This is a genomic window from Flavobacterium sp. 270 (genome assembly GCF_004368785.1).
Classification (GTDB): Bacteria; Bacteroidota; Bacteroidia; order Flavobacteriales; family Flavobacteriaceae; genus Flavobacterium.
The window spans coordinates 441,951-464,155 of record NZ_SODM01000003.1; the positions used below are offsets into that span (position 1 = coordinate 441,951).

The 22,205-nt window shown below is 33.6% G+C and carries 29 protein-coding genes; 3 read left to right on the forward strand and 26 right to left on the reverse strand.

Annotated features, from left to right (window positions below; all coding sequences use genetic code 11):
- Window positions 1-453 (forward strand): hypothetical protein, encoded by a 453-nt coding sequence (locus EV144_RS13445; RefSeq protein WP_166670575.1) that lies wholly within the window; start codon window positions 1-3, stop codon window positions 451-453.
- Window positions 454-456: 3 nt separating this feature from the next.
- Window positions 457-819, forward strand: coding sequence for a VOC family protein (locus EV144_RS13450; protein WP_134149552.1), 363 nt, complete (start codon window positions 457-459; stop codon window positions 817-819).
- Window positions 820-825: 6 nt separating this feature from the next.
- Here EV144_RS13450 and EV144_RS13455 read toward each other — a convergent pair whose 3' ends face one another.
- From EV144_RS13455 to EV144_RS13570, 24 genes are all read right to left on the reverse strand, one after another.
- Window positions 826-1,506 (reverse strand): 2'-5' RNA ligase family protein, encoded by a 681-nt coding sequence (locus EV144_RS13455; protein ID WP_134149553.1) that lies wholly within the window; start codon window positions 1,504-1,506, stop codon window positions 826-828.
- A gap of 5 nt (window positions 1,507-1,511) precedes the next feature.
- A complete protein-coding gene (locus EV144_RS13460) occupies window positions 1,512-1,880 on the reverse strand; it encodes an iron chaperone (RefSeq protein WP_134149555.1) in 369 nt (122 codons plus the stop codon).
- An 85-nt stretch (window positions 1,881-1,965) separates the two neighbouring features.
- Window positions 1,966-2,433, reverse strand: coding sequence for an SRPBCC family protein (locus EV144_RS13465; protein ID WP_134149556.1), 468 nt, complete (start codon window positions 2,431-2,433; stop codon window positions 1,966-1,968).
- Between the two features lie 98 nt (window positions 2,434-2,531).
- A complete protein-coding gene (locus tag EV144_RS13470; RefSeq protein WP_134149558.1) occupies window positions 2,532-3,113 on the reverse strand; it encodes a TIGR00730 family Rossman fold protein in 582 nt (193 codons plus the stop codon).
- Window positions 3,114-3,419: 306 nt separating this feature from the next.
- Window positions 3,420-4,544 carry a lactonase family protein gene (locus EV144_RS13475; RefSeq protein WP_134149560.1) on the reverse strand — a complete coding sequence of 375 codons (1,125 nt, stop codon included), beginning with the start codon at window positions 4,542-4,544 and terminating at the stop codon, window positions 3,420-3,422.
- A 13-nt stretch (window positions 4,545-4,557) separates the two neighbouring features.
- Window positions 4,558-5,085: a GNAT family N-acetyltransferase gene (locus tag EV144_RS13480; RefSeq protein WP_134149561.1), complete on the reverse strand. Its 528-nt coding sequence runs from the start codon at window positions 5,083-5,085 to the stop codon at window positions 4,558-4,560.
- Window positions 5,086-5,229: 144 nt separating this feature from the next.
- Window positions 5,230-6,318: an MBL fold metallo-hydrolase gene (locus tag EV144_RS13485; RefSeq protein WP_134149563.1), complete on the reverse strand. Its 1,089-nt coding sequence runs from the start codon at window positions 6,316-6,318 to the stop codon at window positions 5,230-5,232.
- 5 nt (window positions 6,319-6,323) lie between these two features.
- Window positions 6,324-6,746, reverse strand: coding sequence for a DUF1801 domain-containing protein (locus EV144_RS13490; protein ID WP_134149565.1), 423 nt, complete (start codon window positions 6,744-6,746; stop codon window positions 6,324-6,326).
- Window positions 6,747-6,752: 6 nt separating this feature from the next.
- Window positions 6,753-7,799: a serine hydrolase domain-containing protein gene (locus tag EV144_RS13495; RefSeq protein ID WP_134149566.1), complete on the reverse strand. Its 1,047-nt coding sequence runs from the start codon at window positions 7,797-7,799 to the stop codon at window positions 6,753-6,755.
- 34 nt (window positions 7,800-7,833) lie between these two features.
- Window positions 7,834-8,202, reverse strand: a complete 369-nt coding sequence (locus EV144_RS13500) for a nuclear transport factor 2 family protein (RefSeq protein ID WP_134149567.1) — start codon at window positions 8,200-8,202, stop codon at window positions 7,834-7,836.
- 79 nt (window positions 8,203-8,281) lie between these two features.
- Window positions 8,282-8,497 (reverse strand): ArsR family transcriptional regulator, encoded by a 216-nt coding sequence (locus EV144_RS13505; protein ID WP_134149569.1) that lies wholly within the window; start codon window positions 8,495-8,497, stop codon window positions 8,282-8,284.
- Between the two features lie 24 nt (window positions 8,498-8,521).
- Window positions 8,522-8,935 carry a hypothetical protein gene (locus tag EV144_RS13510; protein ID WP_134149570.1) on the reverse strand — a complete coding sequence of 138 codons (414 nt, stop codon included), beginning with the start codon at window positions 8,933-8,935 and terminating at the stop codon, window positions 8,522-8,524.
- Between the two features lie 55 nt (window positions 8,936-8,990).
- Window positions 8,991-9,905 carry a helix-turn-helix domain-containing protein gene (locus EV144_RS13515; RefSeq protein WP_134149571.1) on the reverse strand — a complete coding sequence of 305 codons (915 nt, stop codon included), beginning with the start codon at window positions 9,903-9,905 and terminating at the stop codon, window positions 8,991-8,993.
- Between the two features lie 12 nt (window positions 9,906-9,917).
- The gene (locus tag EV144_RS13520; RefSeq protein WP_134149573.1) at window positions 9,918-10,814 is read right to left on the reverse strand and encodes an NAD(P)H-binding protein; all 897 of its coding nucleotides are present in this window, start codon (window positions 10,812-10,814) and stop codon (window positions 9,918-9,920) included.
- A 103-nt stretch (window positions 10,815-10,917) separates the two neighbouring features.
- Complete coding sequence (locus EV144_RS13525) at window positions 10,918-11,403, reverse strand: SRPBCC family protein (RefSeq protein ID WP_134149574.1); 486 nt, start codon at window positions 11,401-11,403, stop codon at window positions 10,918-10,920.
- A 380-nt stretch (window positions 11,404-11,783) separates the two neighbouring features.
- On the reverse strand, window positions 11,784-12,686 hold the full coding sequence (locus EV144_RS13530; protein WP_134149575.1) for an arginase family protein: 903 nt from the start codon (window positions 12,684-12,686) through the stop codon (window positions 11,784-11,786).
- 29 nt (window positions 12,687-12,715) lie between these two features.
- Entirely contained in the window at window positions 12,716-13,147 is a 432-nt protein-coding gene (locus EV144_RS13535) for a GNAT family N-acetyltransferase (RefSeq protein ID WP_134149577.1), read from the reverse strand.
- 27 nt (window positions 13,148-13,174) lie between these two features.
- Window positions 13,175-13,702, reverse strand: coding sequence for a hypothetical protein (locus EV144_RS13540; protein WP_134149578.1), 528 nt, complete (start codon window positions 13,700-13,702; stop codon window positions 13,175-13,177).
- A 9-nt stretch (window positions 13,703-13,711) separates the two neighbouring features.
- Window positions 13,712-14,110, reverse strand: a complete 399-nt coding sequence (locus EV144_RS13545; protein WP_134149579.1) for a hypothetical protein — start codon at window positions 14,108-14,110, stop codon at window positions 13,712-13,714.
- A 90-nt stretch (window positions 14,111-14,200) separates the two neighbouring features.
- Window positions 14,201-15,355: a Gfo/Idh/MocA family protein gene (locus tag EV144_RS13550; protein WP_134149581.1), complete on the reverse strand. Its 1,155-nt coding sequence runs from the start codon at window positions 15,353-15,355 to the stop codon at window positions 14,201-14,203.
- Window positions 15,356-15,595: 240 nt separating this feature from the next.
- Window positions 15,596-15,976, reverse strand: coding sequence for a YdeI/OmpD-associated family protein (locus tag EV144_RS13555; RefSeq protein WP_134149583.1), 381 nt, complete (start codon window positions 15,974-15,976; stop codon window positions 15,596-15,598).
- Between the two features lie 130 nt (window positions 15,977-16,106).
- Window positions 16,107-16,778 carry a DUF2625 domain-containing protein gene (locus tag EV144_RS13560; RefSeq protein ID WP_134149585.1) on the reverse strand — a complete coding sequence of 224 codons (672 nt, stop codon included), beginning with the start codon at window positions 16,776-16,778 and terminating at the stop codon, window positions 16,107-16,109.
- A gap of 107 nt (window positions 16,779-16,885) precedes the next feature.
- Window positions 16,886-17,278, reverse strand: a complete 393-nt coding sequence (locus EV144_RS13565; protein ID WP_317129084.1) for a DUF1801 domain-containing protein — start codon at window positions 17,276-17,278, stop codon at window positions 16,886-16,888.
- 61 nt (window positions 17,279-17,339) lie between these two features.
- Window positions 17,340-17,987 (reverse strand): suppressor of fused domain protein, encoded by a 648-nt coding sequence (locus EV144_RS13570; RefSeq protein WP_134149587.1) that lies wholly within the window; start codon window positions 17,985-17,987, stop codon window positions 17,340-17,342.
- A 174-nt stretch (window positions 17,988-18,161) separates the two neighbouring features.
- Between EV144_RS13570 and EV144_RS13575 the strand changes: the two genes are divergently transcribed.
- Entirely contained in the window at window positions 18,162-19,187 is a 1,026-nt protein-coding gene (locus tag EV144_RS13575) for an alpha/beta hydrolase (RefSeq protein ID WP_134149589.1), read from the forward strand.
- Between the two features lie 53 nt (window positions 19,188-19,240).
- Here the strand turns inward: EV144_RS13575 and EV144_RS13580 are convergent, their stop codons facing one another.
- Together EV144_RS13580 and EV144_RS13585 are read right to left on the reverse strand one after the other, a co-directional pair.
- Window positions 19,241-19,990 (reverse strand): DUF2314 domain-containing protein, encoded by a 750-nt coding sequence (locus EV144_RS13580; RefSeq protein ID WP_134149591.1) that lies wholly within the window; start codon window positions 19,988-19,990, stop codon window positions 19,241-19,243.
- A 243-nt stretch (window positions 19,991-20,233) separates the two neighbouring features.
- Entirely contained in the window at window positions 20,234-22,141 is a 1,908-nt protein-coding gene (locus tag EV144_RS13585) for an SPFH domain-containing protein (protein ID WP_134149593.1), read from the reverse strand.
- Window positions 22,142-22,205 lie beyond the last annotated feature (64 nt).

The window sequence follows — 22,205 nt, forward strand, 5'->3', positions numbered from 1 at the left end:
TTGAACACAGCTGTTAAATATTCAAAACAAATAATTTTTATTGCATGTGCATTTCTTTTCATAGCGTGTAATAAAAATAAAAGCGAAGAAAATTCAACATTAGAAATTCAATCAAAAAAACTTGAAAATAAAGCTGTTGAAAGTTTTGATAAATTTAATGTACAATTTCATTCCGATTCGGTTTTTCAAATTTCAAGAGTTGATTTTCCAATTGATGGAACACACATTTCTGGTTTTGAACATTATAATTGGACAAAGAAAAATTGGCAATTTCTAAAGATTCCCGTTTCCGAAAAAAATCAATTTGAAGAATATCAGCATTCTTTGGTAAAAACAGATAGTTTGATAACAGAAAAATTTTGGATTCCAGACAGCGGATTTGAAGTTGAAAGAACATTTAAGTTAATCAACAATAAATGGTTTTTGATTTATTATAACGACATAAATTTATAAGCTATGAAACACAATATTAAATCTATACGTCCTTTTATCGGAGCAAAAGATTTCGAATTATCAAGAAGTTTTTACCGAGATTTAGGATTTGAGGAAACCGTTTTAGAATCTAATTTTTCGGTTTTTAAGGCTGGAGAATTTGCTTTTTATCTTCAGGATTATTACGCAAAAGAATGGATAGAAAATACCATGATTTTTTTAGAAGTAGATGATACTGATAGCTATTACGCAGCACTTTTAGATTTAAAACTCACAGAAAAATACAATGTAAAACTAACTCCGATAAAAAACTTAGATTGGGGAAAAGAATGTTTTCTGCACGATCCGTCAGGGATTTTATGGCATTTTGGTGAGTTTAAAAAATAAAAATATTTACAATTGAAATTCCCCCAGGACCTTTGTATTCTCTTTTCGCTGGTACCAGTCATTATAAACCAATTCTAAATTTTCGACTGTAAATTCTCCAAAATCATAATCGCGAAATTTAGAAACCACTTGCATCAGTTTTTCCGGATTTTGAAGCTTTTCCTGAAAACGCATTACCGTAGAATGTGCTGTAGCAATTGTGTAACGACTGTCTATACTTTGTTGTAAATCAGAATTTTTAAAATTCTCCCTCACTTTATTTCGCAGTTTATCCAAAGATTCATCTGTCGGAAAACCTTGAATCATTATCGCAGAAGGTGAAGCTGTTATACCTTTAAAATCAATTTTAATTTTGTTCAGATCAATAAGACTTCTGCAAATCGTCTGAATATAATCATTAGGCGAAATTTGATTTAAATTAAATCCGTCATAGCAGGAAATAATAGACATTACTGTAATATGAATATCAGAATCCGGGTAATAATACTGTGCAGGTTCTACTTCTCTCAACTCTTCTAAAAAGAGCTGTATATTGGCTTTTATTTGTTCGCTTGGACGAATGAGCAGCGTAATACCATATCTCGAATCAGAAGTATTATTTATTTCTGTATCCAAAGTATATTTTGATGTTAAAATTGCCTCAGAAGCTTTTTTATAAAGTTGATCGTAATGTTCGGTAAGATTCATTAATATTATTTCTTTTTGCTTTTTTCGAGGTTTTCTTTCACTCGAAATTTTACAATTTTGGTAATTAAGTCAAAAGGCATTTTATCTTTTAGCGGAAATTGTACAGAACCTTTCCCTGATTTGTATTTAGAAAGTTCTTCTTTAAAAGCTTCATGTCCGGTTGGAAGTGCATACAAACCAATATGATTTTTAAAAGCGGCAAAATAAACCACAATTCCGTTTTGCTCGAAAGCCGGCATTGAATAACTTATTTTTTCTTTAGCATCCGGCGCAGCTTTCTGAATCGTCATTCGTACTTGTTCCAGAATTTCCTGAACATCATTTGGAAATTCGCCAATGTATTCGTCTACGGTTGTTGGTTTTTTTAGTTCCATTTTTGTTTTGTTTCAGGTTTCAGGTTTCAAGTTGGTTTACTTTGCGGTTAAACTTGAAACCTGAAACTTGAAACAAAATTAATCTTTACGCCAATCCTTTCGGGAATCTGTCTAAAACTAAATTGAGTAAAATTTTATGCTCTAAATACGCTTTTGCACCAGCCAAAACCAATGTAAAACCTTCAGTTGAATTTCGAACCTGATCTATTATTTTATCAGGATCACCTTTAAAACCAGAATTGATAATGCTCACAAAAGTTTCATTTTCATTTAAAGAAGTAAAAATAAATTCGACTACAGTGATTTCTTCGGGAGATCCCCATTCAATTACAATTTTATGGTTTTCTTTTAAGACCTTCGTCAAAACCGTAAGCGAAAAACCATACATTTCCCAAGTCCATTCTGTAGATTTGTCTTCTTCTAAATTACCAGAGCCTTTGGTGAACCAAAACTTATTGGTAATCTCCGGGTTTATAAAAGCCTGAAAAACTTCTGAAACAGGTTTTCGAATCAGCATTTCGGCTTTTGCAAAATTGTTGCTTTGTGCTTTCATGTTTTGTTTAAGTTAGAAGTTGCTAGTAGAAGTTATGTGTTTAAGGGGAAATGTAAATATAACTCTAAATTTCTTAAAATCAACTTATAACTTACAACTCATAATTTAGGTTTCTCAATCCATTTACCAGTTGTTGGCGGCGTATAATTTTTCATTTTTTGTAATAAATCCTCAATAGTATCACTTACCAAAACCATATTTTTATTGGCTTCTTTCAATAATCCTTTGTTTGTCATGGTTTGCAACAATTCTAATAAAGAATCATAAAAACCATTAATGTTTAAAATTGCGATTGGTTTTTTATGAAGTCCTAATTGTGCCCAAGTCAGCATTTCGAAAAGTTCTTCGAGAGTTCCAAAACCACCCGGAAGGGCAATTACGCCATCGCACAAATCATTCATTTTGGTTTTTCTTTCGTGCATGCTTTCAACCAAAATTAATTCAGTAAGACCTTTATGTGCAATTTCTTTAGAACGCAGAAAATCAGGAAGAACGCCAATTACTTTTCCGCCTTCGTTTAAAGCGCCATCCGCAACAGCGCCCATCAAACCTACGTTTGCACCGCCGTAAACCAATTCGATATTTTGTTTTGCTAATGTCTTTCCAAGCAAAGAAGCTTGAACCGTATAAATTTCTTCGGTACCAAAACTTGATCCGCAGAAGACTGTTATTCTTTTCATTTTGTTATGTTTTTTTCGCCACGAATTTCACAAATTTCTTGAATTAAAAATCTGCTCAATCTGCAAAATCTGCATGAAATGTTTTTCTTTTTTTGCCACAGATTAAATGGATTAAATGGATTTTTTTTTGCCACGAATTTCACAAATTTCTCGAATTAAAAAATCTGCTCAAATCCGCAAAATCTGCGTGAAATATTAATCTGTTTTTTGCCACGACCCGAGCGATAGCGAACAGGCGAAGCAATTGCACAAATAAAAATCTGTGTAAATCCGTTCAATTCGTAAAATCAGTGTGCCAATAAGAAACTAAATTCTCTTAATCTGAACACAAGAAACACTTTCCATTTTAATTTCGTTTCCAACTTTTTTAAGTAATCCGGTTTTTGGATTTCTTTTAAAAACAACCACATTTCCGGTATTTACATTCGTTGCAATCAGGAATTTACCGCTTTCATCAATCGCAAAAACTCTCGGATGTTTTCCTAAAGTCGATTGATAACCAATGTTTTTTAAAAGCCCGTTTTTGTCAATAGAAAAAATGGCGATATTGTTTTCATTTCCTCTGTTTGAGGCATATAAAAATTTTCCGTCGGGCGAAATATGAATATCCGAGCTTTCAGAAAAATCATCGTATTGGTCTTCGTGTGTTTTAATTCTCTGAATCTTTTTTAAAGTTCCTGTTTCATAAGCATAAGCGCTGATCGTTCCCGACATTTCTTCAATACAATATCCGAATTTTTGATTGGGAGAAAAAGTCATATGTCGTGGCCCACTTTGCAAATCTGTTTTTGTAAACGGAATTTTGACTTCCACTAAAGGTTGCTTCTGAGTTGCATCAAATTGATAACAGCGTATTTTATCAGCTCCTAAATCAGGCAGAAACAAATAATCAAATTGAGGAGAAAAAATCGTCGAATGTACATGCGAGCGAGTTTGTCTTTCTTTATGAACACTTCCGTCTGAATATTGAAAATTCTGAGCAATCGAATCGATTTTCCCGTTTTCTAATAGCGGATGAACCGAAACACTTCCTTCTGTATAATTGCCGTTTACAAGCCATTTCCCGCTTTTATGCACCGAAAGATAAACCGGATTTTCGCCACCGCTGGATTGTTTGTTTAAAAACACAAGCGATTTAGCCTGCGGATTAAATTCAAAACTGCTCACACTTCCCGCATTTGACGTTTTGGTATCGGTACAAGCGTATACAAATTTTCCGTTTGGCGAAACTGTCAAAAACGAAGGATTTATAATGTTTTTTACAGCAGCTATTTTGCTTAAATTTCCATTTAAAGTATCCAATTGATACACCTGAATGGCTTCTGCCGTAACATCCCGATTATAAGATCCTAGAAATACATAGGTATTTTGAGCACTTAAAGAAATGCTTAAAAAGAAGGTAATAATTGATAAATAGAATATCTGTTTCAATTTAAAGTAGTTTTTATTTTAATGAAAATCTGAATCCGAAAACCGCTAATTCTCCTTGCATGAAATCTAAATCCTCAGATCGTTTAAATCCTAAATCTTCATACATTTTCCAAGCTGTTTTCATAGACAAAGTACTGTGAATAATAATTTGGTTTAAATTATTTTCTTTTGCTTTATTGATACATTCTTCAATCAATAGTTTTCCAATTCCTTTACCGCGAAAATTGGCATCAACTCCTAAAAGTCTAAAACCTGCCGCATTTTGTTCCTGCGTTGCAGTACCGCCAGAACCATAATATTTCATATTATTAAAATATACAACAGCTCCTGCAATTGTATTTTCATGATCTACAGCAACCAAAAGTTCTGTTTCCGGATGATTGGTAAAATCACCAATATTAGCCAGCATTTTATAATAATTAGGCTGTTCGTTTTCTTTAGGAAAACCGTCTAATTGCGAATAAACACCAATTAGCAGTTTTCCAATTTCTTCAAATTCTGAAGAATGCGCATTTCGAATAAAAAAAGTTGAAGTGTTCATTTTTTTTAAAGGTTCTAAGGTTCTAAGGCTCTAAGATTCTAAGATTTAAAGTTTCAGGTTTCAGGTTTCAAGTTTCAAGTTTCAGATTTCAAGTTTCAAGTTTCAAAACCTTAGAAGCTTAGAACCTCTGCACCTTTGTACTTCTTAAAAAAACCATCTTTTAAATTGTTGATTTTCATTTCTCAGTCCGACCAATTCTCCAATCATTGGTGTAATGATCGAAATTGGATTTTCTTCTTTTTCATTCAGTTCTGTGATTCTTTTCAAAGGCTCGTCCCACGGATGATTGGCCAATGCAAATTTTGAAGAGTGAACAGGAAATAATCTTTTTGTTTTTAATTCTTTCGCTTCTTGTATCACATCTTCGGGTAGATTATGAATGTATTTCCATTTTACATCATATTGTCCGTTATCAATCAGAGCAAGATCAAAAGGACCGTATTTTTGTCCAATTTCGGCAAAATGTGTGTCGTAACCGCTGTCTCCGCCTAAATACATTTTAAAAGTTGGTGTCTGCAAAATATAAGAAAGCCAAAGCGTATTGTTTCGGTTGAATCCACGGCCAGCAAAATGTCTTGTCGGAGCTGTAAACAGCGTAATATTTTGATCTAATTCTACTTTTTCATTCCAATCTTTTTCGATAATAATTTCAGGAGAAAATCCCCAAAATTCAAAGTGAGCGCCAACACCCAGACCACAAACAACTTGTTTTGTTTTCGGCTTTAGTTTCAGAATCGTTTTATAATCCAAATGATCGTAATGATCGTGTGTAATTAATAAATAATCAATCTCGGGAAGATCTTCAACATCATAAATATCCGAACCTTTAAACGATTTTGTAGTTCCGGCGATAGGTGAGGCGTTACCGCTAAAAACCGGATCAACCAAAAAGCGTTTTCCTTCTATTTGAAAATAATAAGAAGAATGTCCAAACCACACTAAAATATCTTGATCTACAGATAGATTTAGTAAATCTGTTTTGATGGAAGGAATCGGATTTACAGGAATTCTGTTTGGTTTCTTTTTGAATAAAAACTCATACAAAACGCCGGGCATAGAATAACCTTCTGTAAGCTGAGGCGTAAAATGTATATTTTCGAATTTTCCGTTTTTATAATTTGGAGATTTTTGAATTTTGGCAAGTCTTTCGCCAGCTGGCGCTTTTCCGAATCTTGGATCTTGCAAAAACAGATATACAACTAAAAAAATAAGTATTAAAAAAGTTAAGATCATGGTATTTATTGTGGTGGATATAATTTATTTAAATTTTCTACAGAAAGTACAGTCATTTTTTTGAGGATTTCGATATCTATGTCGGCCAATTTATTGATGTAAATACAGCCTTTACTGGCTTTATGTTTTCCTAGTTTAGCTAATAATTCTTCTCGGTTTTCTGGGGTAATATAACAATAAAGCGAAATCGCAGCTTTTCTTGGCGAAAATGCCACAAGCGGTGCGTCGCCTTCGTGGCCGCTTTCGTATTTATAATGATAACTTCCGAAACCAATAATACTTGGTCCCCACATTTTAGGTTCAAAACCAGTTTGTTCCTGCATGATTTTAGCAAGTTCAAAAGCATCAGTTTGCTTTTTTTGATCTTCGACAGCATTAATAAAATCAGTAACGCTGCTTTGGGTTTCGGTTGTTTTATTTTTTGCCATTTCGAATTATTTTTGGTTGAGCAGCCCACTTTTTAAAAGTAGTTTTTTGATTTTAATTTCATTAGCATAAAACAAATTAGAATCTTCATTCATCTGATTTTCTAAAATAATCAGACTTGTATCGCTTTCAGGATAATACAAATTTATAGAAGAAAATCCATCTCCTAAGCCTGTATGTCCAATATATTTTGGAGTTTCTTTATCTACAACTCTAATTCCGTAACCATAACCCACTTTTTCTTTTTCAAAAGCCATATGCTGTGCCAGAATCTTATATTGCAGCATTAATTTATAAGTTTCTGGTTTTAAAATTTTCCCTTTATGAAGATTATTATTCCAAATCGCCAAATCGTGTACCGTTGAAATAATGCCGTCAGAACCATAACTTCCAGGATTTATTTGTGAAGATGTTACTTTAGTAAAAACGTTGTTTTTATTATCATAACCACTTACCAAATAGGGCGGAATTATTTTAGCATAACACATTGTTCTTGTCATTTTAAGCTTTTGAAAAAGTGCATACGACAAAGCCGGATAACTTTTTTTAGTTACTTTTTCTAAAATCTGTCCTGCCAAACCAAGACCCCAGCCATTGTATTTAAAATCACTTCCGGGTTTAAAAAGCAGTGGTTTATCCAGCGCTTCAATTCCGTGTGTGTGATTTAATAACTGACTTACTGTTACAGAATGTGCCCAAGACTGTTTTAATTCGGGCATGTATTTTTTTATGGGATCGTTTAGTTTTATCGTTCCTTTTTCAACTTCTTTTAATACCAAAACAGCACAAATTTGTTTGCTGTTTGACATAATTTCAAATGCATTATCAATTTCTAAAGGCGTTTTTTTCTCTAAATCGGCAAAACCGTACGCTTTGCTATAAATTGTTTTTCCTTTTTGGGAGATTAAAATTGTTCCGTTAAACTTAGGAGAAGAAACCGCGAGCAGACTATCTATTTGAGCAGCTAAAGAATTTACATTTTGTGAATAGGAATAAGAAATGGAGCATAAAAAAAGAACTGCCGCTAAAGAAGAAATTTTAAAAATTGAATTCATTGAGAAATGTATGATTTTGAGTTTTGATTTAGATTTAAAACATTCCGTTTTCGTTCACCATTTTAGCAGGAACAGGCTGTCCTAAATCCCAAAGTTCGGCTATTTTATCTGCTTCAAATTTAAAAATGTGAACAACAGCAACGCCGGGATCTTTAGAATTCTGCTTGACATGCGAGTGCACGGCGACCATATCTTTGTCGGCAATGGCATGATGAATTTCAAAAATTTTATTTGGGTTTAGTCTCGATGATTCTTCCATGGCAAGCATCAATGTATTGGCATCGCCTTTAAAATAAACATTATGATGCTTAAAATTCGTACCTACATAAAGCCGAAATGCTTCGTGTGAATGCCCTTTGGCGGCCAATTTTAAAAAGTCCTTTGCAATATATTTCTTAGTCATGATTTTAAAATTTAAAAGCTAACTAAGTTATGAAAATTACAAGTATGTTTTTCAATAAAAAATCTCGAAAATAGAATGTCTAAAGTTCTTCTGGTTTTATCTGGCTAATATCTACACCAAGTTCCAGGAATTTTTTTTGCCCTAAATCTGTAATGTAAAAATGTTTGTCTGTAGGTTTTGCTTTGGTAATCCATCCTTTTTCAGAAAAAGTTTCTACGAGAAGTTTTCCAAGTTTTCCGCCAATATGCTCATAGCACATTTTGGCAGGTTTTCTATGGGCTGATTGATCGCTCATTTTAAAAATGATTTAATTTAAAGTCTATTTACTTTTTCCAAATAACCGAAGTGCTAAATAACTGGTTGGAATATAAGCAAACACAAGGTCTACCAAGGTATACCACATTGGCGACGGAAGCGTACATACATTTACGATGCCTCCTAATAAAAAGAATGCACCAATAATAAGGGCCAATTTTGTTTTATGGTTGATAGCAATAAATGCTGTTGTTGCCGCGCCGGCAAAAGTTCCGATCGCGTGCGCTAAAAAAGGAAATAGAAAATGTTTTGGCTCAAATAAATGCATGGTTTTCTGAAGACCTTCCATTGTTGTAACGTCTGCACCATTTGGAGGCGGAATAATAGAACCGCTCATTAAAATAATACTCATATTTACAACACTTCCAACAAAAAGACCGGCAATAACAGCCAAAGTATTTCTAAAAATAGGATTCATACTATTCGATTTTTATGGTAACGAATGTATGAAAAATATTATTTAGATTGAAATTTTAATTGAAAGACTGCCTAAATTCTAAAGGTGAAATATTGGTTTTGGTCTTAAATAATTTGCTGAAGGACTGCTGATGTTCAAAACCCAATTCAAAAGCAATTTCGCTTATAGATAAATTAGTTGTAGAAAGTTTTTCTTTTGCTTTTTCGATCAGTTTTTCATGAATGTGCTGTTGTGTGCTTTGTCCCGTTAATGATTTTAAAAGTCCGCTTAAATAGTTAGGTGAAAGATGTAAAGTTGCTGCAATATACTGCACCGAAGGCAGGCCTTTTTTTGCTAAAGAATCACTGCTGAAATAGTCTTCCAGCAGTTTTTCTAAGCGTGATAAAATTTCGTGATTGCTAATTTTTCGGGTAATAAACTGTCGGTTGTAAAAACGTTCAGAATAGGTGAGAAGCAATTCAATTTGCGCAATTATAACATCTTGACTGAATTTGTCAATATTAGACTCATATTCTTTCTGAATGTTTTTAATGATATCAATGATCATTTTTTCTTCTTTATCAGAAAGATGCAACGCCTCATAAACAGAATAGCCAAAATATTCGTATTGTTTTATTTTCTGTGCAAGAGGCGTATTCCACAAAAAATCCGGATGAATTAATAATGAATATCCGGTATGATGCAGCTCAGAATTTCCTTCGACAGAAAAAACCTGTCCGGGCGAAATAAATAATAATACGCCTTCTTTAAAATCATATTCCTGCTGGCCGTAACGCATTATGGCATTTGAATTTCTCTTAAGTGCAATCGAATAAAAATCGAGAATGAGACTTTGTGGTTCTTTTTCGTTCAGAAATTTGAGTTCTTCAAAATTATAAACGCTTACAAGCGGATGTTCCGGTTTTGGTAAACCTCGAAATTCATGAAATTCGCTGATACTTTTTATTCGATGTGGTTGAGAAACTGCCATAGCACAAGATACTTATTTCTGATTATAAATTACGGCAAAATCTTTGGCATAATCTGCCAGTTTTGTTTTTCCAAAAACAGCAGGTTTGTTGCGGACGAAATCTTCTGCTAAAACACCATTGTTAAGTCTAGCGTACATTTCGACTAAACCAGCAGCGATTTTTGGCTGTATACCAACGTTGATTAAACCATTTAAAGTTTCTTCGTCAGTTATTGAAGTCCATTTTAAATCTGGTTTTCCAATTGCATTTCCTAAAATAAGGGCTGTTTCTTCGCCTGTAAGTTCTTCGCTTACTACATAACGGATTTTTTTCTCGTCAAGCGGAGTTGTAAGTTCTTCGGCAATTGCAGACGCAATATCCAGCGGCGAAACCCACGGAATTGTTTTTCCGACGCCATAATTTACGGCAATAATCCCGTGATTTTTTATAACCGGAATATAAGCCAGTAAGTTATAGAAGAAAGAAGTCGGACGCATAAACGTAATCGAAACATCGGAGAGTTTATTCAAAACAGCTTCAATTTCGTTATAACGAAGAATTATTCCTGAATTTTTCTCTAAATGCGCGCCAATACTGCTTAAAAACACAACACGTTTTACACCAGATTTTTGAATTGCTTCGGCATAACTATTTCCTATATTTCTCGTAAAAGCATCCAAATCTAAATTCGGATCAAAATAATTGGCACGCGGAATCATACAATAAACGGCATCTGTGCCTCTAAATATATCTGTTAAAAATGCAACATCTTCTACAGAACCAATAGCAGCTTTTGCTCCTAATTCTTCAATTGCTTTTTGATTTTCAGGATTACTCGAAATCACGGTAATTTCATGTCCTTTTTGCACTAGCTCTTTCGCCAGCGGTTTGCTGATGTTCCCTAAAGAACCTGTAATTATAATTTTCATATCTCTATTAATTTGATGTTACAAAATTGCGCAACATCAAAAAAACAGTTGTAGCCAAATCTACTATTGTCGTAGTCTAAACTAGGAATTAAGGTTTTAGGAATTATTTTGTCGATAATTTCTTTTCGTTTTCGGTCTGTGGTTTATCTTTTCCGTTTGGTTCGCCTTTTCCGGTTTCAATAAGTTTTTTCAAACTATTTTGAATATAATTTGTCCAGGCATCTTGGCAGATTTCAAAACATTCGTAATCTGGAACTAAGCCAAAATGAGTGAATTTAAGTTCGGTTTTTCCGTCTTTTGCAGTGATTTCAAAAGTAGGTTTTGTACTTGTCCATTCTTTTTCGTCTTCTGTAAATTTAAAATAATTGTCTTCTACCAACCAGACGATTTTTTGATTCGGAATAACTTCTATCAATTTAATTTTAGAACGATGCACATCTTCATAATGATAATCAAATTCATCATTAAGTTTGGCTGTATTGCCTTCTATTTCTTCAGACCACCAGCCTCTGACATTGGTAACGGCGTTAAAAACTTCTTCTGGAGAATGATCTGTTATAAACGTTGTGGTAAAATCTTTTGCACTCATTTTATCTGATTTTAGAAAGTTATATAACAAATTTACAATCTAAATATCAATATGTTAGGGTTGATAGTGGACAAATTTGCGGGTGAAATCGGACAAGAGTGATTTTAGAGTTTTGATTTTAGATTTTAGATTTTTTCGCAATCTGCGTCATTGCGAGGAACGAAGCAATCTCACTAACAATTACGTAAAGATGATCTAGTAAATAAGATTTCTTCGTTTTTGGGCAAACACAATACTTTAATTGCATTTCGATATATTAAAAGTATATTTTTTTACTAATTGTCACATAATTTTTTGCATTCTTTGAAATGACAAAATTGAGGATACTTTGAGTTATTAATAGTGAGATTGCTTCGTTCCTCGCAATGAAGAAAAAAGAATTAGAATAACTGCGATTTATTAAAAGTTGAAGTCAAATTCTCAACAAATACTTTCGTGAAAGTTCCCGTTTCATCCAAATCCGGATCAAGAATAGTAATCTCAAGCCCAACCAGTTTTTTACTTTTAAACAATTCCAAAGTAAGCTCATTAAATTCATCATAACTTAAGCCATCGGGCGTTCTGCTGTCAACGCAAGGCATTATTAAATCGTCTAAAACATCAACATCAATATGAAGAAAAAATCCGTCTAGATTTTTATTTTCAATTTCCGAAAGAAAGGAATTTACGCATTCGCTGATTCCTTTTTTTCTTAATAATTCCAAGCTAATATAAGTCGCAGTAGATTGACGGATTTCATTTTCATATTCGTCATCATATTCCCGATTTCCCACACACCAAAGATTTTCTTCTTTTATGTAAGGACTTAAACCTAAAATGTCAGTTAGTTTTTTATGTCCATTTCCCGTAACAATTGATGCGGCCATTCCGCCGACACCGCCTGTTTCGGATAAAGAAACATCCATAAAATCGGTATGTCCGTCCAGATAAAATAATCCGTAATTGCCTTTTTGTTTTAAAGCAATCGCAGCGCCTAAAAGTATGCTGCAGTCGCCGCCAAGAATAAGCGGAAATTGATTTTTGGCAAATATTTCACTTAATAATTTTGCTTGTTGTTCTGCATAATCAATTAAGGAATTGGGGTTAAGAATACCTGTTTCAGGATCTTTGAGATTGTTGTATTGAGGAGCTTCAAGTCGTAAAACTTCTTCTGGATTTAAAGCTTTATGCAGATTGTGTTTTTGGAGCCAATTGGGCAGGTTTTTTACTCCGGGTTCTTTTCCCGGCTGAGGTTCTTTTAAACCAAGATTCGACGGAAATTCGACAATTACAACTTTTCTCATAGTTTTAATTTTTCTTGAAAATAAACAATTTACACTGTTTCTTTTAATTCAAATAAAATATAACCGCCGTGTCCGGAAAGTCCTCTTTCTTTCTGAGTAAATCCTTTTTTGATATAAAAGTTTACCGCTTTAGTATTATTTTCTAAGCATTTTAATGTAATCGGAAAACCAATTTTAGCAATTATTGCATGCAGCAATTTTGTGCCGACGCCCTGACCATGATATTTTTTATCAATATACAGATGATGAATAAAATTATTCCTTTCCCAAACCGAAATAAAACCAATCAGGATACCGTTTTCTATTGCAATAAGAATATATTCTCCTTCGGTTTCTCTTTCAAAATCTTTTAACCGAAACTCAGATTGATTTACCCAAACAAAAGTAGATTGTCTTTCTTGCAGAAACAATTTTCTTAAATCAGGTAAATGACTTTTGTTATGTTCTGTAATTTCTACCATTTGTTTTTTGAAAGTTAGAATTCAATTTTAATTCAATTCTTTAACATCATCTATTAAAAAGGATTTTCCAGATTCGATAACTTTTATATCTCTTGTGTAAGTGCCTTTATAAGTCAAATCTTTTATAATAACATGAAAAACATACACATTATTTTTAGAAGATAATAATTCACATTTTGCAACAATTACCTTTCCCGAATCCTGAGCAGAAATTAAAAAGCCATCGTAACCAGCGTATTTTACATCGTATTTTTTCTTCCATTTTTTATTGAACTGTTGCATAGTCAAACTTCCGTCTGTCCCCATATCAATGTTCATGGCATCGATTTTATAATCATTGTATACCTTTGTAGTGATAGTACTCATTTCCGGAAATTCTTCGTTTTGTTTAAAGAAATTTTCGATCGATTTTATCAGCCATTTTTTTGCCAATTCGCTTTTATCAAAAGTGATTTCTTTTGTGTTGTAATTGGTTTCAGATTTTTTCTCTTTTGGTGCTGCTGAAGAGAAAAAGAAAATAAAATTAAGGGCAAGTAGAATTTTTATTGTTTTCATTTATGGTTTTTATTTTATGCGGACATATTCAGATTGATAGCAATCGTTGCATTCTTCACTCAAATACAATTTGTTGTCTTTAATCTCAAAAGACTGTTTTGGCATATCATTGTCCAGAATAATCATTTTTCTTTCTCCTCCAAAAATAGATTGCTGAGGTTGTATAGAAAAAGAATTTTTAGACAACAATTTTCCGTCTTGGTATTTTTTTATAACCGAGTCAGAAATCTCAATTGTCATGGTTTTCTTTTCAGATTCTGGTGTAATCGTTTTGCCTGTAAAACCTCCCGAAGAGCTTACCCAATTCCATTTTCCGTTTAATGAAGTTTGATTATTGACAGTCGGATGATTTGTTTCACAGGAAAGTAATGCGAATAAAAATGTAAATAAAAGTGCGATTTTCTTCATGATTTTAATCTTAATTATTTAAAGGATTCGTTTACTAAAAAGACATCTTTTTAATGAAAAGGTTGCTTTAAAATTAGTAATAATTAAGATTTATATTAGAACTTTTTTTCCGGTTTCTGCAGCTTTATAAATAGCATTAATAATTTTAATGTCTTTTAGACCTTCTTCGCCTGTGATATGATTTGGCAGTTTTTTATTGTCTAGCAATACTTTACAAATTTCATCAAGTTGTGTCTGCTGTTGGTTTATTACCGGAAATTTTAATTCTTTCGCAGATGTTTTTCCTTCAAAAGGACCATAACTTAGTGCAGGGCTCAATTCAAAAAAACCTTCGTCTGCAGAGGCATAAAAACGATCGATATTAAAACCGCAGGAAGTATTGCAATTGGCAGTTGCTCCACTCGGAAACTCCATTTGCCAGGAAATGCTTTCCTCAGTTTCAGAAAATCTGTTCTTGTCGTTAATGTGCCCGAATTGAGCGGTAACAGCAGTTGGCTCTTCGCCCAAAACATAACGGCTCGCCTGAATACAATAAATTCCTAAATCCATTAAAGGACCTCCGCCGGATAATTTTTTATTCAGCCTCCATTCGTTACGGTCGTTTTTATCAACGATAGTTTTAGTATCAAGAGTATCATACGTTTTGTAGCCAAGAGAAGCTTCTATAAATCGTACTTTTCCGAAAACTTTTTCCTGTCCTAATCTTTTAATCTCCAAATGTGTAGGTTCGTAATGTAAACGGTAGCCAATGGCCAGTTGTACATTATTTGCATTGCAGGCATCGATCATTTCCTGACAGTCTTTTACAGAAATAGCCATTGGTTTTTCGGTAATGGCATGTTTTCCCGCTTTTGCAGAACGAATTACAAATTCTTTGTGTAAGCCATTTGGCATAACAACGTAAACCAAATCAATATTTGGGTTGTTTTTTATTTCGTCGAAGTTCTGATAATTGTAAATATTTTTTTCTGGAATATTATATTGTGCTTTCCATTTTTCAGCTTTTGCCGGAGTGCCGGTTACAATTCCTGCAAGATTGCAGTATTGAGAAGCTTTAATTCCTTCTGCGAGCATACCGGCATAATTTCCTAAACCGCAGAGCGCTATGTTTATTTTTTTTCCCGTATAAGGTTTTTGTGGATTTTCTGATGCAGTCAAAAAGGAGGGAAGCGTTGTCATAACAACAGATGCACCTAATCCAACTCCAAATTTATTTACAAACGAACGTCTTGAAATTTTCTTCATGAATTTACTTTTAAGTTATATATTAATGTATTAGTAGTTAATTTCTTAAAAAGTTACATACATGTTGCGTAAAGTTTGTGAAATATAGATTTACCACAAAAAGAAGAAAAAGGTTTTGCAAAGTTCTCAAAGTTCAATTAGTATAGCTTTGTGAACTTTGTGTTTTCTTTCTTTGAGATCTTTGTGGTAAAAAAAACATTGCGTTCGGAGATGAATTAGTATAGCCTTAAATCACTTATTTTAAGGAGCAGCAATTTCCCATTTTCCCTGAGCTTTGGCAATATCTATAAGCTTTTGACCGTGTTCAGTCATTAATTTTTCTTCAATAAGGCGTTCGGCTCTTTCAATATTGGGTTTACTCCATTTGCTGGTTTTCGGATTGCGACGAGAAAATGTAAGATAATAACTTTCGGCATCGCGTTTTTTGCATAAACTGTCAATCCAGCCAAAGCAAAGTGCTTCTTCTGTGGCTTCGATTAAATTTACGCTTACAATACTGCTTTTTTTATGGTATAAAATGAGCCAAACTGATTTTTCTGTCTCGCAGTTTTCTATCAGCCAATTGCGCCAGTCTTGTCGGGTTGGCGCGTAAACTGCTAATTTTCCATCTTTAGTTTCCATTTTATTGAAAGGTTTTAATTAGTTTCAGTAAAGGTAAAGTGGTATTGTGACAAGAGTATGTCAGTAGTAAAGATATTAATTTTAAGTAATTGATTTATAGTTAATTGTGTTGTTTTTGAGTAAAATAAAGTTAATGTCCGAGCTGCTTTCTTAAATCAATATTTAAACTATATTGTTCTTCAACCGGAATTACTTTTCTGGAAACTTTATTAATATCTGTTCCTTCAGCTGTCCACAAAAACGGATAGAAATTATAAACTTTATCGCCTTCTAAAACAGAAACTTCTTTTTTCCAGTCTTTCCAACGGCTTTCGGCATAAAACTTATCCAAATCATTATTAAAACAAAATTCTAAAAATTCAGAATAAGAAATGTCAAGAGCTTCATATTCTAAATTATCAGGAGAAAAATAATACACTTTGCCCACATCTTGTCCTAATCCACCGCCGTTTAAGAGATAAAAACCGCCAAGCGCATCATCTGCAATTAATAAGAAAGAGGGAGTTTCTCCAAATTCTTTAAAAGATTTCCCTTTGTTCCAATCTGGGAGCGTTCGGTTTAGTTTAGCACTTCCAGAACCCAAAATTCGGATCCAGCCGTTATCTACCAAAAGACCGCCCGTATTATAAACAATTGCACCCATTGGCGAACTTGTGGTAACTTGCGTTTTGTATAAAGCATCTTTTGCTTTCTGAGGATCGGCAGGAAGAATTTCAACTTTATTTTTTGCAGCGCCAATCCATTCTTTTACTAATTTCCAGCCTGAATCTTTTTCGATTATTAATTCGTTTATCGTTTTCATTTTATTTTGAGAAAATGCAGTCAGCGTTAAAAAAGTAAATAGAAATAAATAAGTTTTAGTCATCATTTTGAGTTGTAGCAATGGCTTTTAGGTTTGTATGTAATGTTTTATTTTAATCTTTCTAAAACTCCTTTTCGTTTCACAATGTTTTTATAATCCCACTGTATTTCTTTTCCTTTTTTAAGCCAGCGTTTTATGTCTTCTGTATTAATTTGATTTACGGCAGTGTAACGGGCTTCGGCGGCTTTAAAAGAACCTTCGTTTAAGAGTTTTTCTTCGTCAAAAGACTGGCCGCTCCAAAAAAGCAGCCGTATGTCTTTTTTTAATTTGCTATAACCCACAATCGGGTTTCCGTCTAGAAACCAAACCGGATGTGCGTGCCAGATTTTACTTTCGGCTTCTTGTAAATTTTCAATTATAATATGATAAAGTGCTGTACATATTTCTTTATCCAAATCAGACTGTAAATTATTGTACGCTTCAATTTCTTTGTTCATCATAATTTAGCATTAGGTTATAAAAAAATACGTTCTAAAATCATTTTATAATAATAATCACTTACTATTCAGTTCGTGCTAAATCAGTAATTAACAACGGATTGTTTTCTTTTAATTTATCTACAATTTCTTCTATCGTTTTACGATTTTCTAAAATGTCGTTATATTCAGCAGAAGTAATTCCAACAATTTGTAAAAACGAAACTTCTCCATGTGGCGTTTGTTTCTTTTCAATTTCAGGATCTGCAACAAAAACAATTGCCGTAATATCGGTATCAGATTCTAATTTTATTGGTCCGTTTGCCGGCATATAATGAAATTCTTCAAACCATTTTCCGGAGCTGAAGACATATTTTGCAATGTTTTGTAACAACGCAACTGCCCAAGTTGGATTTCCATTATCTTCTGCGAGAGGTTTTAATCTAAAAGTAAGTTCAAATCCCCATTTGCTAAATTCTCCTTCAATTTTTTGTTCGTCATAATACAATTCAGAAAAACCGTAAGTTATAAAATGAAAGTGCTCAGTTTGTTTCGTACTATCGTAAATGCTCACTCCATCAAGCGGACTTTCTCCACCAAGCATATAACTAATTGCTGGTGCATAATGTTTGGGTTCTTGGTTGGGATATAGACGTTCAAATTCTTTATCTATTGATAACCAGCCGACAGCATCGTCTTCTGAGAATTCTTTTTTATATTCTTCTAATGTCATTTTTTGCTTTTTTATGGATTAAAAACTGAAATACAATATATAGCTTTTGACTTTAAAAAGAGACTTTAGTTTTTAACTAAATTGTGAAATTTACAACAACTACAATAATAGTTAAGCATAGATTGAAGTGTTGGGTGTGTTTGGATTTTACTTTTGATGAAATTTTAAAGAAGAATGAAAAACGATACAATATTATTGTTCCTTTTTTTCTTGGCATTCTATCAGACAAATGCACAGAAAACGGGAACCATTTTTAATACCATTAAACCTGATAACATGGAAGTTTTAAAAACAAAAAGTCATATTAATAATTTAGAAATTGCTGTAAATTATATTCCAACAAAAAAACTTTCAAACGATTATCCTGTGCTTTTTCTTCATGGATCATCATTTCCAACAGCACTTTCTTTTGGTTTTAAAATGAATAACGAATCCTGGATGACCAATTTATCCGAAAATGGATATGATGTTTTTGCGCTCGATTTTTTAGGTTATGGAAATTCGGATCGATATCCAGAAATGGAAAATAATTTTACCGATGGCAAAGTTGTCGGACGAGGAGAAGAAGTTGTTTTAGATGTCGATAAAGCAATTGAATTCATTAGGAAGAAAACCGGTAAAAATAAAGTGTATTTAATTGGTCATTCGTGGGGCGGATCTGTCGCGGCGCTGTATGCATCAAAATTTCCTGAGAAAATAGAAAAGCTTGTTTTGTTTGCCGCTATAACAATTAGAAACGAAGATACTAAAGAAGAAAATATTAAAGGTTCTTTTGCAGAAATGACAGCAAAACAAAGGATTGACGCTATGGAAAGTCTTACGCCAAAAGATAAATCCTGTGAATTAGAAAAAGAAGTATTTACAAATTGGAGTGAAATTTGGGAAAACAGTGATCCATTATTTAAGAAACTAAAAACAGGAAACGTTCGTTTTCCTTCTGGTCCAAATCAGGATATTGAAGATTTAATGCATAATAAACCGTATTATAATCCAGAAAAAATAAAAGCACAAACATTAATAATAAGAGGCAGTTGGGATCAATATCCAAACAATTCTGATGCTGAAAATTTATTGATTTCCCTCAAAAATGCAAAATCAAAAAAATATATAATTTTGGATTCGGGAACTCATGTCGCACATTTAGAAACAAGCAGAAATCAATTGTATCAAGAAGTGTTGCTTTTTTTAAAAAGGGATTAAAATTTTAAAATAAAAAATCCGATTTGTGAAAACAAATCGGATTCGTATAATTTCTATTGAAGCAATGGCAGCAAATGATTCCATTTTAGGTCTCTGGCGAAATCAAAAGCTGTTTTTCCGCTATTGGTTTTTGCATTTTTCTCTGCACCATTTTCTAAAATAACTTCTACTGAAGTCTGGTTTCCTGCAATTGCTTCCCGATGTAAAAAAGTATAACCTAAATCGTCCTGAGCCTTTATTTCTTCAGGATTATTTTTAAGGAAATCGATTAGGCTTTCTTTCATATTTTTACTCATCGGATGTTCGATTAGATTTTCAGGTTTTTCTTTTTGTTCAAAAACAACCTGAATATCATTAAAATCTCCAAATTCTAATCCCCATGCTTCGTCGTGTGCATTTCTTTCCTCATCACTCATTTCAGAGCGCATGGCTTGTATAGTAAATGCGCCATACGTTTTTTCCTGACTTGCAAAAAGCCAGTCGCTAATTTGATTGATTGGAATTGCGATTTCGTCGCCATTATTTACATTCGTTAATTCATTCGGATCATTTACTAAAATGCCATAAATAGTTTCACCATCAAAGTTTACATCGTTAATCCACATATGTTCTACAATGGTTTCGTTGTCAACTTCCTGCATAAAAGCCACTTTTACACAAGAAACGTCAAGTGCAGGAATAATACGGCGTTGCTCCCAGGAAAGTTCTCTCCAGAAATATTTAAAGGTTTCCTGTGCTCTTTTGTAAGCTTCAATCATTTTTGGGTTTTCTCCGTCGGCGTAGAATACTTTTGTATCTGACATGATTCTTAATTTTATATTATTTGTATTTTAAAAGATTTCAATTGAATAAAAATCTGATCTGTTTAGCAAATCAGAGTAAGATGTAAGATTTGCTTTTATTGTTCGAATCTCAAATATAATAATTTGAGATTTAGCTTACAATTTGTGATTGATTTATATTTTTAAGAAATGGTTTTGAAATTTTTAAATAAAAAAATCCGACTTGCTTTCACAAATCGGATTTACTATTAAAATCAAAATAAATTATTTTTTAGGACCTTTTACATTTTTGTCGGTATCCATCATTTCCATTAGTTTTAAACCTAAAAGACCGCTTATCGATCCGTCAGAACCACCGTTTCCAGTAATTAAAACATCTGGAATTACTTTAATATTTCCTTTACCAATTTCTTCTGTAACTTTATATCTGGTAAAGTTATCGCCGCCCATTGCAGAAACCTGCAGTTGATACGCTTCGGCAGTAGATTTACCAACTGCCATAATTTTCTCTGCTTCGGCCAAACCGGTTTTAGAGATTCTTTCTGCTTCTGCGCTTGCCGTAAGTTTTGTTGCTTCGGCTTGTGCTCCGGCTCTTGCTTTTGTAGCTTCCGCTTCGGCATTGGCACGCATTTTTGTAGCTTCTGCTTCAGCGTTTACGTTTAGTTTTAAACTTGTTGCATCACCTTCTGCTTTTTTAACGGTTGCATCTGCAGTACGCTGCGCAATTTCAACACTTTGTGACGCACGAACGATCTCTTTTTGCATATCTGCAATTGCCGTTTCTTTTTCCATTCCCTGACGTTGTTCCTGCGCCATTTTTTGGGTTTGATAGGTTTTTTGCTCTTCTTCTGCTAACTTTCTGTCAGTCAATGTTTTCATTAACGAATCTGGCGGCACAATATCTCCAATCAAAGTATCTACCGCGTTTACGTTGTATTCGTCTAATACCAGCTTGATATGATTTTTAGCCGATTCCTGACGTTCTTTTCTGGTTGATAAGAATGAAATTACATCGCTGTCCTGAGCCGAGTTTCTAAAATAGTTACCAATTGTAGGTTCTAAAACCTGCGAAACCAAGTTGTTCATGCTTCCAAAACGCGCAATAACTTTTGGCGCTTCGGCAGCAGGCACGTGAATAATCTGCGCGACGTCCAGATTAAACGGGAAACCATCTTTAGAACGTACCGTAATTGTAGATAAGTTTTTATCTAAATCGTGCGATTCGCTTCGTGCATTTGCCCAGTTCAAAACCAGGTTTGTTGTTGGTACCGGTTCTAGTTTTGTTGTGTATTTATTAAGCGCATATTTTCCTGGTCCAAAAGGTTCCATCCAAACACCGCGTTGTCCTTTAGAAACGATATTTCCGTGTTTAAAAGTATCGCCGGTAACATCTTGACCATCTTCGCCAATGTACGAAATCACGACACCAACATATCCAATAGGCACATCTGTCATTGGGTTTTGCTCGATTAAAATTCCCCACGTATTAATGTAATACGATCCGGCAAGCATAACCTGAGGTTGTAAACCACGATTTCCGCCTTTGTCTAGAAATTGGTCAAAATCCTGAAAGTTATTGTGGCCTTCTACAAATTTTCCGGCAATTTGTCCTTGCGGAATCGGCTCGCCGTCGAGTGCGGTTACAATACCAATCATGTTTTCGTAAATCTTAATTTGCTCTGCAATTACGATTTCAAATAAGAACGTATTAATACGATACGATCCTGTGGTAATAAAAGCGGTCTGACGTCCTTTTTGTCCGCCATTGTTTAAGAATGCACTTGCGTCCTGAAAATTGTCGCTGTCTACTTTTCTGGCAAGAATTCGTCCCGTTGGGATTTCTTTACCGTCTTTACTTAAAACAAGTCCGATTTTACCTTCTGGGATAATGGTAAAACCCGTCATGTCTACAGTATACTGCCAAATCCACATTCCCCAATATAAACCTGGAGCCAAAGTTTGTGCCTGATAACCAGCTTCTCCTTTTGTGGCAATAATTCTACCATCGGGAAGCGATTTGTCTGTACCAAACAAAACGAATTTTTTGGTTATTAAACCAATTTTGTCTTCCGGAACAATCACCATTCCGAAGAAAACACGCAATACAAATTTGTAAAATAAGATGGAAAATGCAATTAAGAAAATCCACCAATAAGAAGTAATTTCGCTCATAGTTATTTTAGTTTATACTACAAACGTAACAGAAATATTTCCTATTAAAATGAAATATTTTCAA

What these genes read in the sequence shown, in the direction of transcription:
- EV144_RS13495 (WP_134149566.1), bottom strand. Translation starts at nt 7,799, where the DNA reads ATGAATTCAATTTTTAAAATTTCTTCTTTAGCGGCAGTTCTTTTTTTA.
- EV144_RS13560 (WP_134149585.1), bottom strand. Translation starts at nt 16,778, where the DNA reads ATGAAAACGATAAACGAATTAATAATCGAAAAAGATTCAGGCTGGAAA.
- EV144_RS13460 (WP_134149555.1), bottom strand. Translation starts at nt 1,880, where the DNA reads ATGGAACTAAAAAAACCAACAACCGTAGACGAATACATTGGCGAATTT.
- EV144_RS13570 (WP_134149587.1), bottom strand. Translation starts at nt 17,987, where the DNA reads ATGACATTAGAAGAATATAAAAAAGAATTCTCAGAAGACGATGCTGTC.
- EV144_RS13565 (WP_317129084.1), bottom strand. Translation starts at nt 17,278, where the DNA reads ATGATGAACAAAGAAATTGAAGCGTACAATAATTTACAGTCTGATTTG.
- EV144_RS13480 (WP_134149561.1), bottom strand. Translation starts at nt 5,085, where the DNA reads ATGAACACTTCAACTTTTTTTATTCGAAATGCGCATTCTTCAGAATTT.
- EV144_RS13490 (WP_134149565.1), bottom strand. Translation starts at nt 6,746, where the DNA reads ATGGCAAAAAATAAAACAACCGAAACCCAAAGCAGCGTTACTGATTTT.
- EV144_RS13555 (WP_134149583.1), bottom strand. Translation starts at nt 15,976, where the DNA reads ATGGAAACTAAAGATGGAAAATTAGCAGTTTACGCGCCAACCCGACAA.
- EV144_RS13505 (WP_134149569.1), bottom strand. Translation starts at nt 8,497, where the DNA reads ATGAGCGATCAATCAGCCCATAGAAAACCTGCCAAAATGTGCTATGAG.
- EV144_RS13580 (WP_134149591.1), bottom strand. Translation starts at nt 19,990, where the DNA reads ATGTCAGATACAAAAGTATTCTACGCCGACGGAGAAAACCCAAAAATG.
- EV144_RS13500 (WP_134149567.1), bottom strand. Translation starts at nt 8,202, where the DNA reads ATGACTAAGAAATATATTGCAAAGGACTTTTTAAAATTGGCCGCCAAA.
- EV144_RS13515 (WP_134149571.1), bottom strand. Translation starts at nt 9,905, where the DNA reads ATGGCAGTTTCTCAACCACATCGAATAAAAAGTATCAGCGAATTTCAT.
- EV144_RS13525 (WP_134149574.1), bottom strand. Translation starts at nt 11,403, where the DNA reads ATGAGTGCAAAAGATTTTACCACAACGTTTATAACAGATCATTCTCCA.
- EV144_RS13450 (WP_134149552.1), top strand. Translation starts at nt 457, where the DNA reads ATGAAACACAATATTAAATCTATACGTCCTTTTATCGGAGCAAAAGAT.
- EV144_RS13575 (WP_134149589.1), top strand. Translation starts at nt 18,162, where the DNA reads ATGAAAAACGATACAATATTATTGTTCCTTTTTTTCTTGGCATTCTAT.
- EV144_RS13540 (WP_134149578.1), bottom strand. Translation starts at nt 13,702, where the DNA reads ATGAAAACAATAAAAATTCTACTTGCCCTTAATTTTATTTTCTTTTTC.
- EV144_RS13455 (WP_134149553.1), bottom strand. Translation starts at nt 1,506, where the DNA reads ATGAATCTTACCGAACATTACGATCAACTTTATAAAAAAGCTTCTGAG.
- EV144_RS13510 (WP_134149570.1), bottom strand. Translation starts at nt 8,935, where the DNA reads ATGAATCCTATTTTTAGAAATACTTTGGCTGTTATTGCCGGTCTTTTT.
- EV144_RS13485 (WP_134149563.1), bottom strand. Translation starts at nt 6,318, where the DNA reads ATGATCTTAACTTTTTTAATACTTATTTTTTTAGTTGTATATCTGTTT.
- EV144_RS13585 (WP_134149593.1), bottom strand. Translation starts at nt 22,141, where the DNA reads ATGAGCGAAATTACTTCTTATTGGTGGATTTTCTTAATTGCATTTTCC.
- EV144_RS13545 (WP_134149579.1), bottom strand. Translation starts at nt 14,110, where the DNA reads ATGAAGAAAATCGCACTTTTATTTACATTTTTATTCGCATTACTTTCC.
- EV144_RS13530 (WP_134149575.1), bottom strand. Translation starts at nt 12,686, where the DNA reads ATGAGAAAAGTTGTAATTGTCGAATTTCCGTCGAATCTTGGTTTAAAA.
- EV144_RS13550 (WP_134149581.1), bottom strand. Translation starts at nt 15,355, where the DNA reads ATGAAGAAAATTTCAAGACGTTCGTTTGTAAATAAATTTGGAGTTGGA.
- EV144_RS13520 (WP_134149573.1), bottom strand. Translation starts at nt 10,814, where the DNA reads ATGAAAATTATAATTACAGGTTCTTTAGGGAACATCAGCAAACCGCTG.
- EV144_RS13470 (WP_134149558.1), bottom strand. Translation starts at nt 3,113, where the DNA reads ATGAAAAGAATAACAGTCTTCTGCGGATCAAGTTTTGGTACCGAAGAA.
- EV144_RS13465 (WP_134149556.1), bottom strand. Translation starts at nt 2,433, where the DNA reads ATGAAAGCACAAAGCAACAATTTTGCAAAAGCCGAAATGCTGATTCGA.
- EV144_RS13535 (WP_134149577.1), bottom strand. Translation starts at nt 13,147, where the DNA reads ATGGTAGAAATTACAGAACATAACAAAAGTCATTTACCTGATTTAAGA.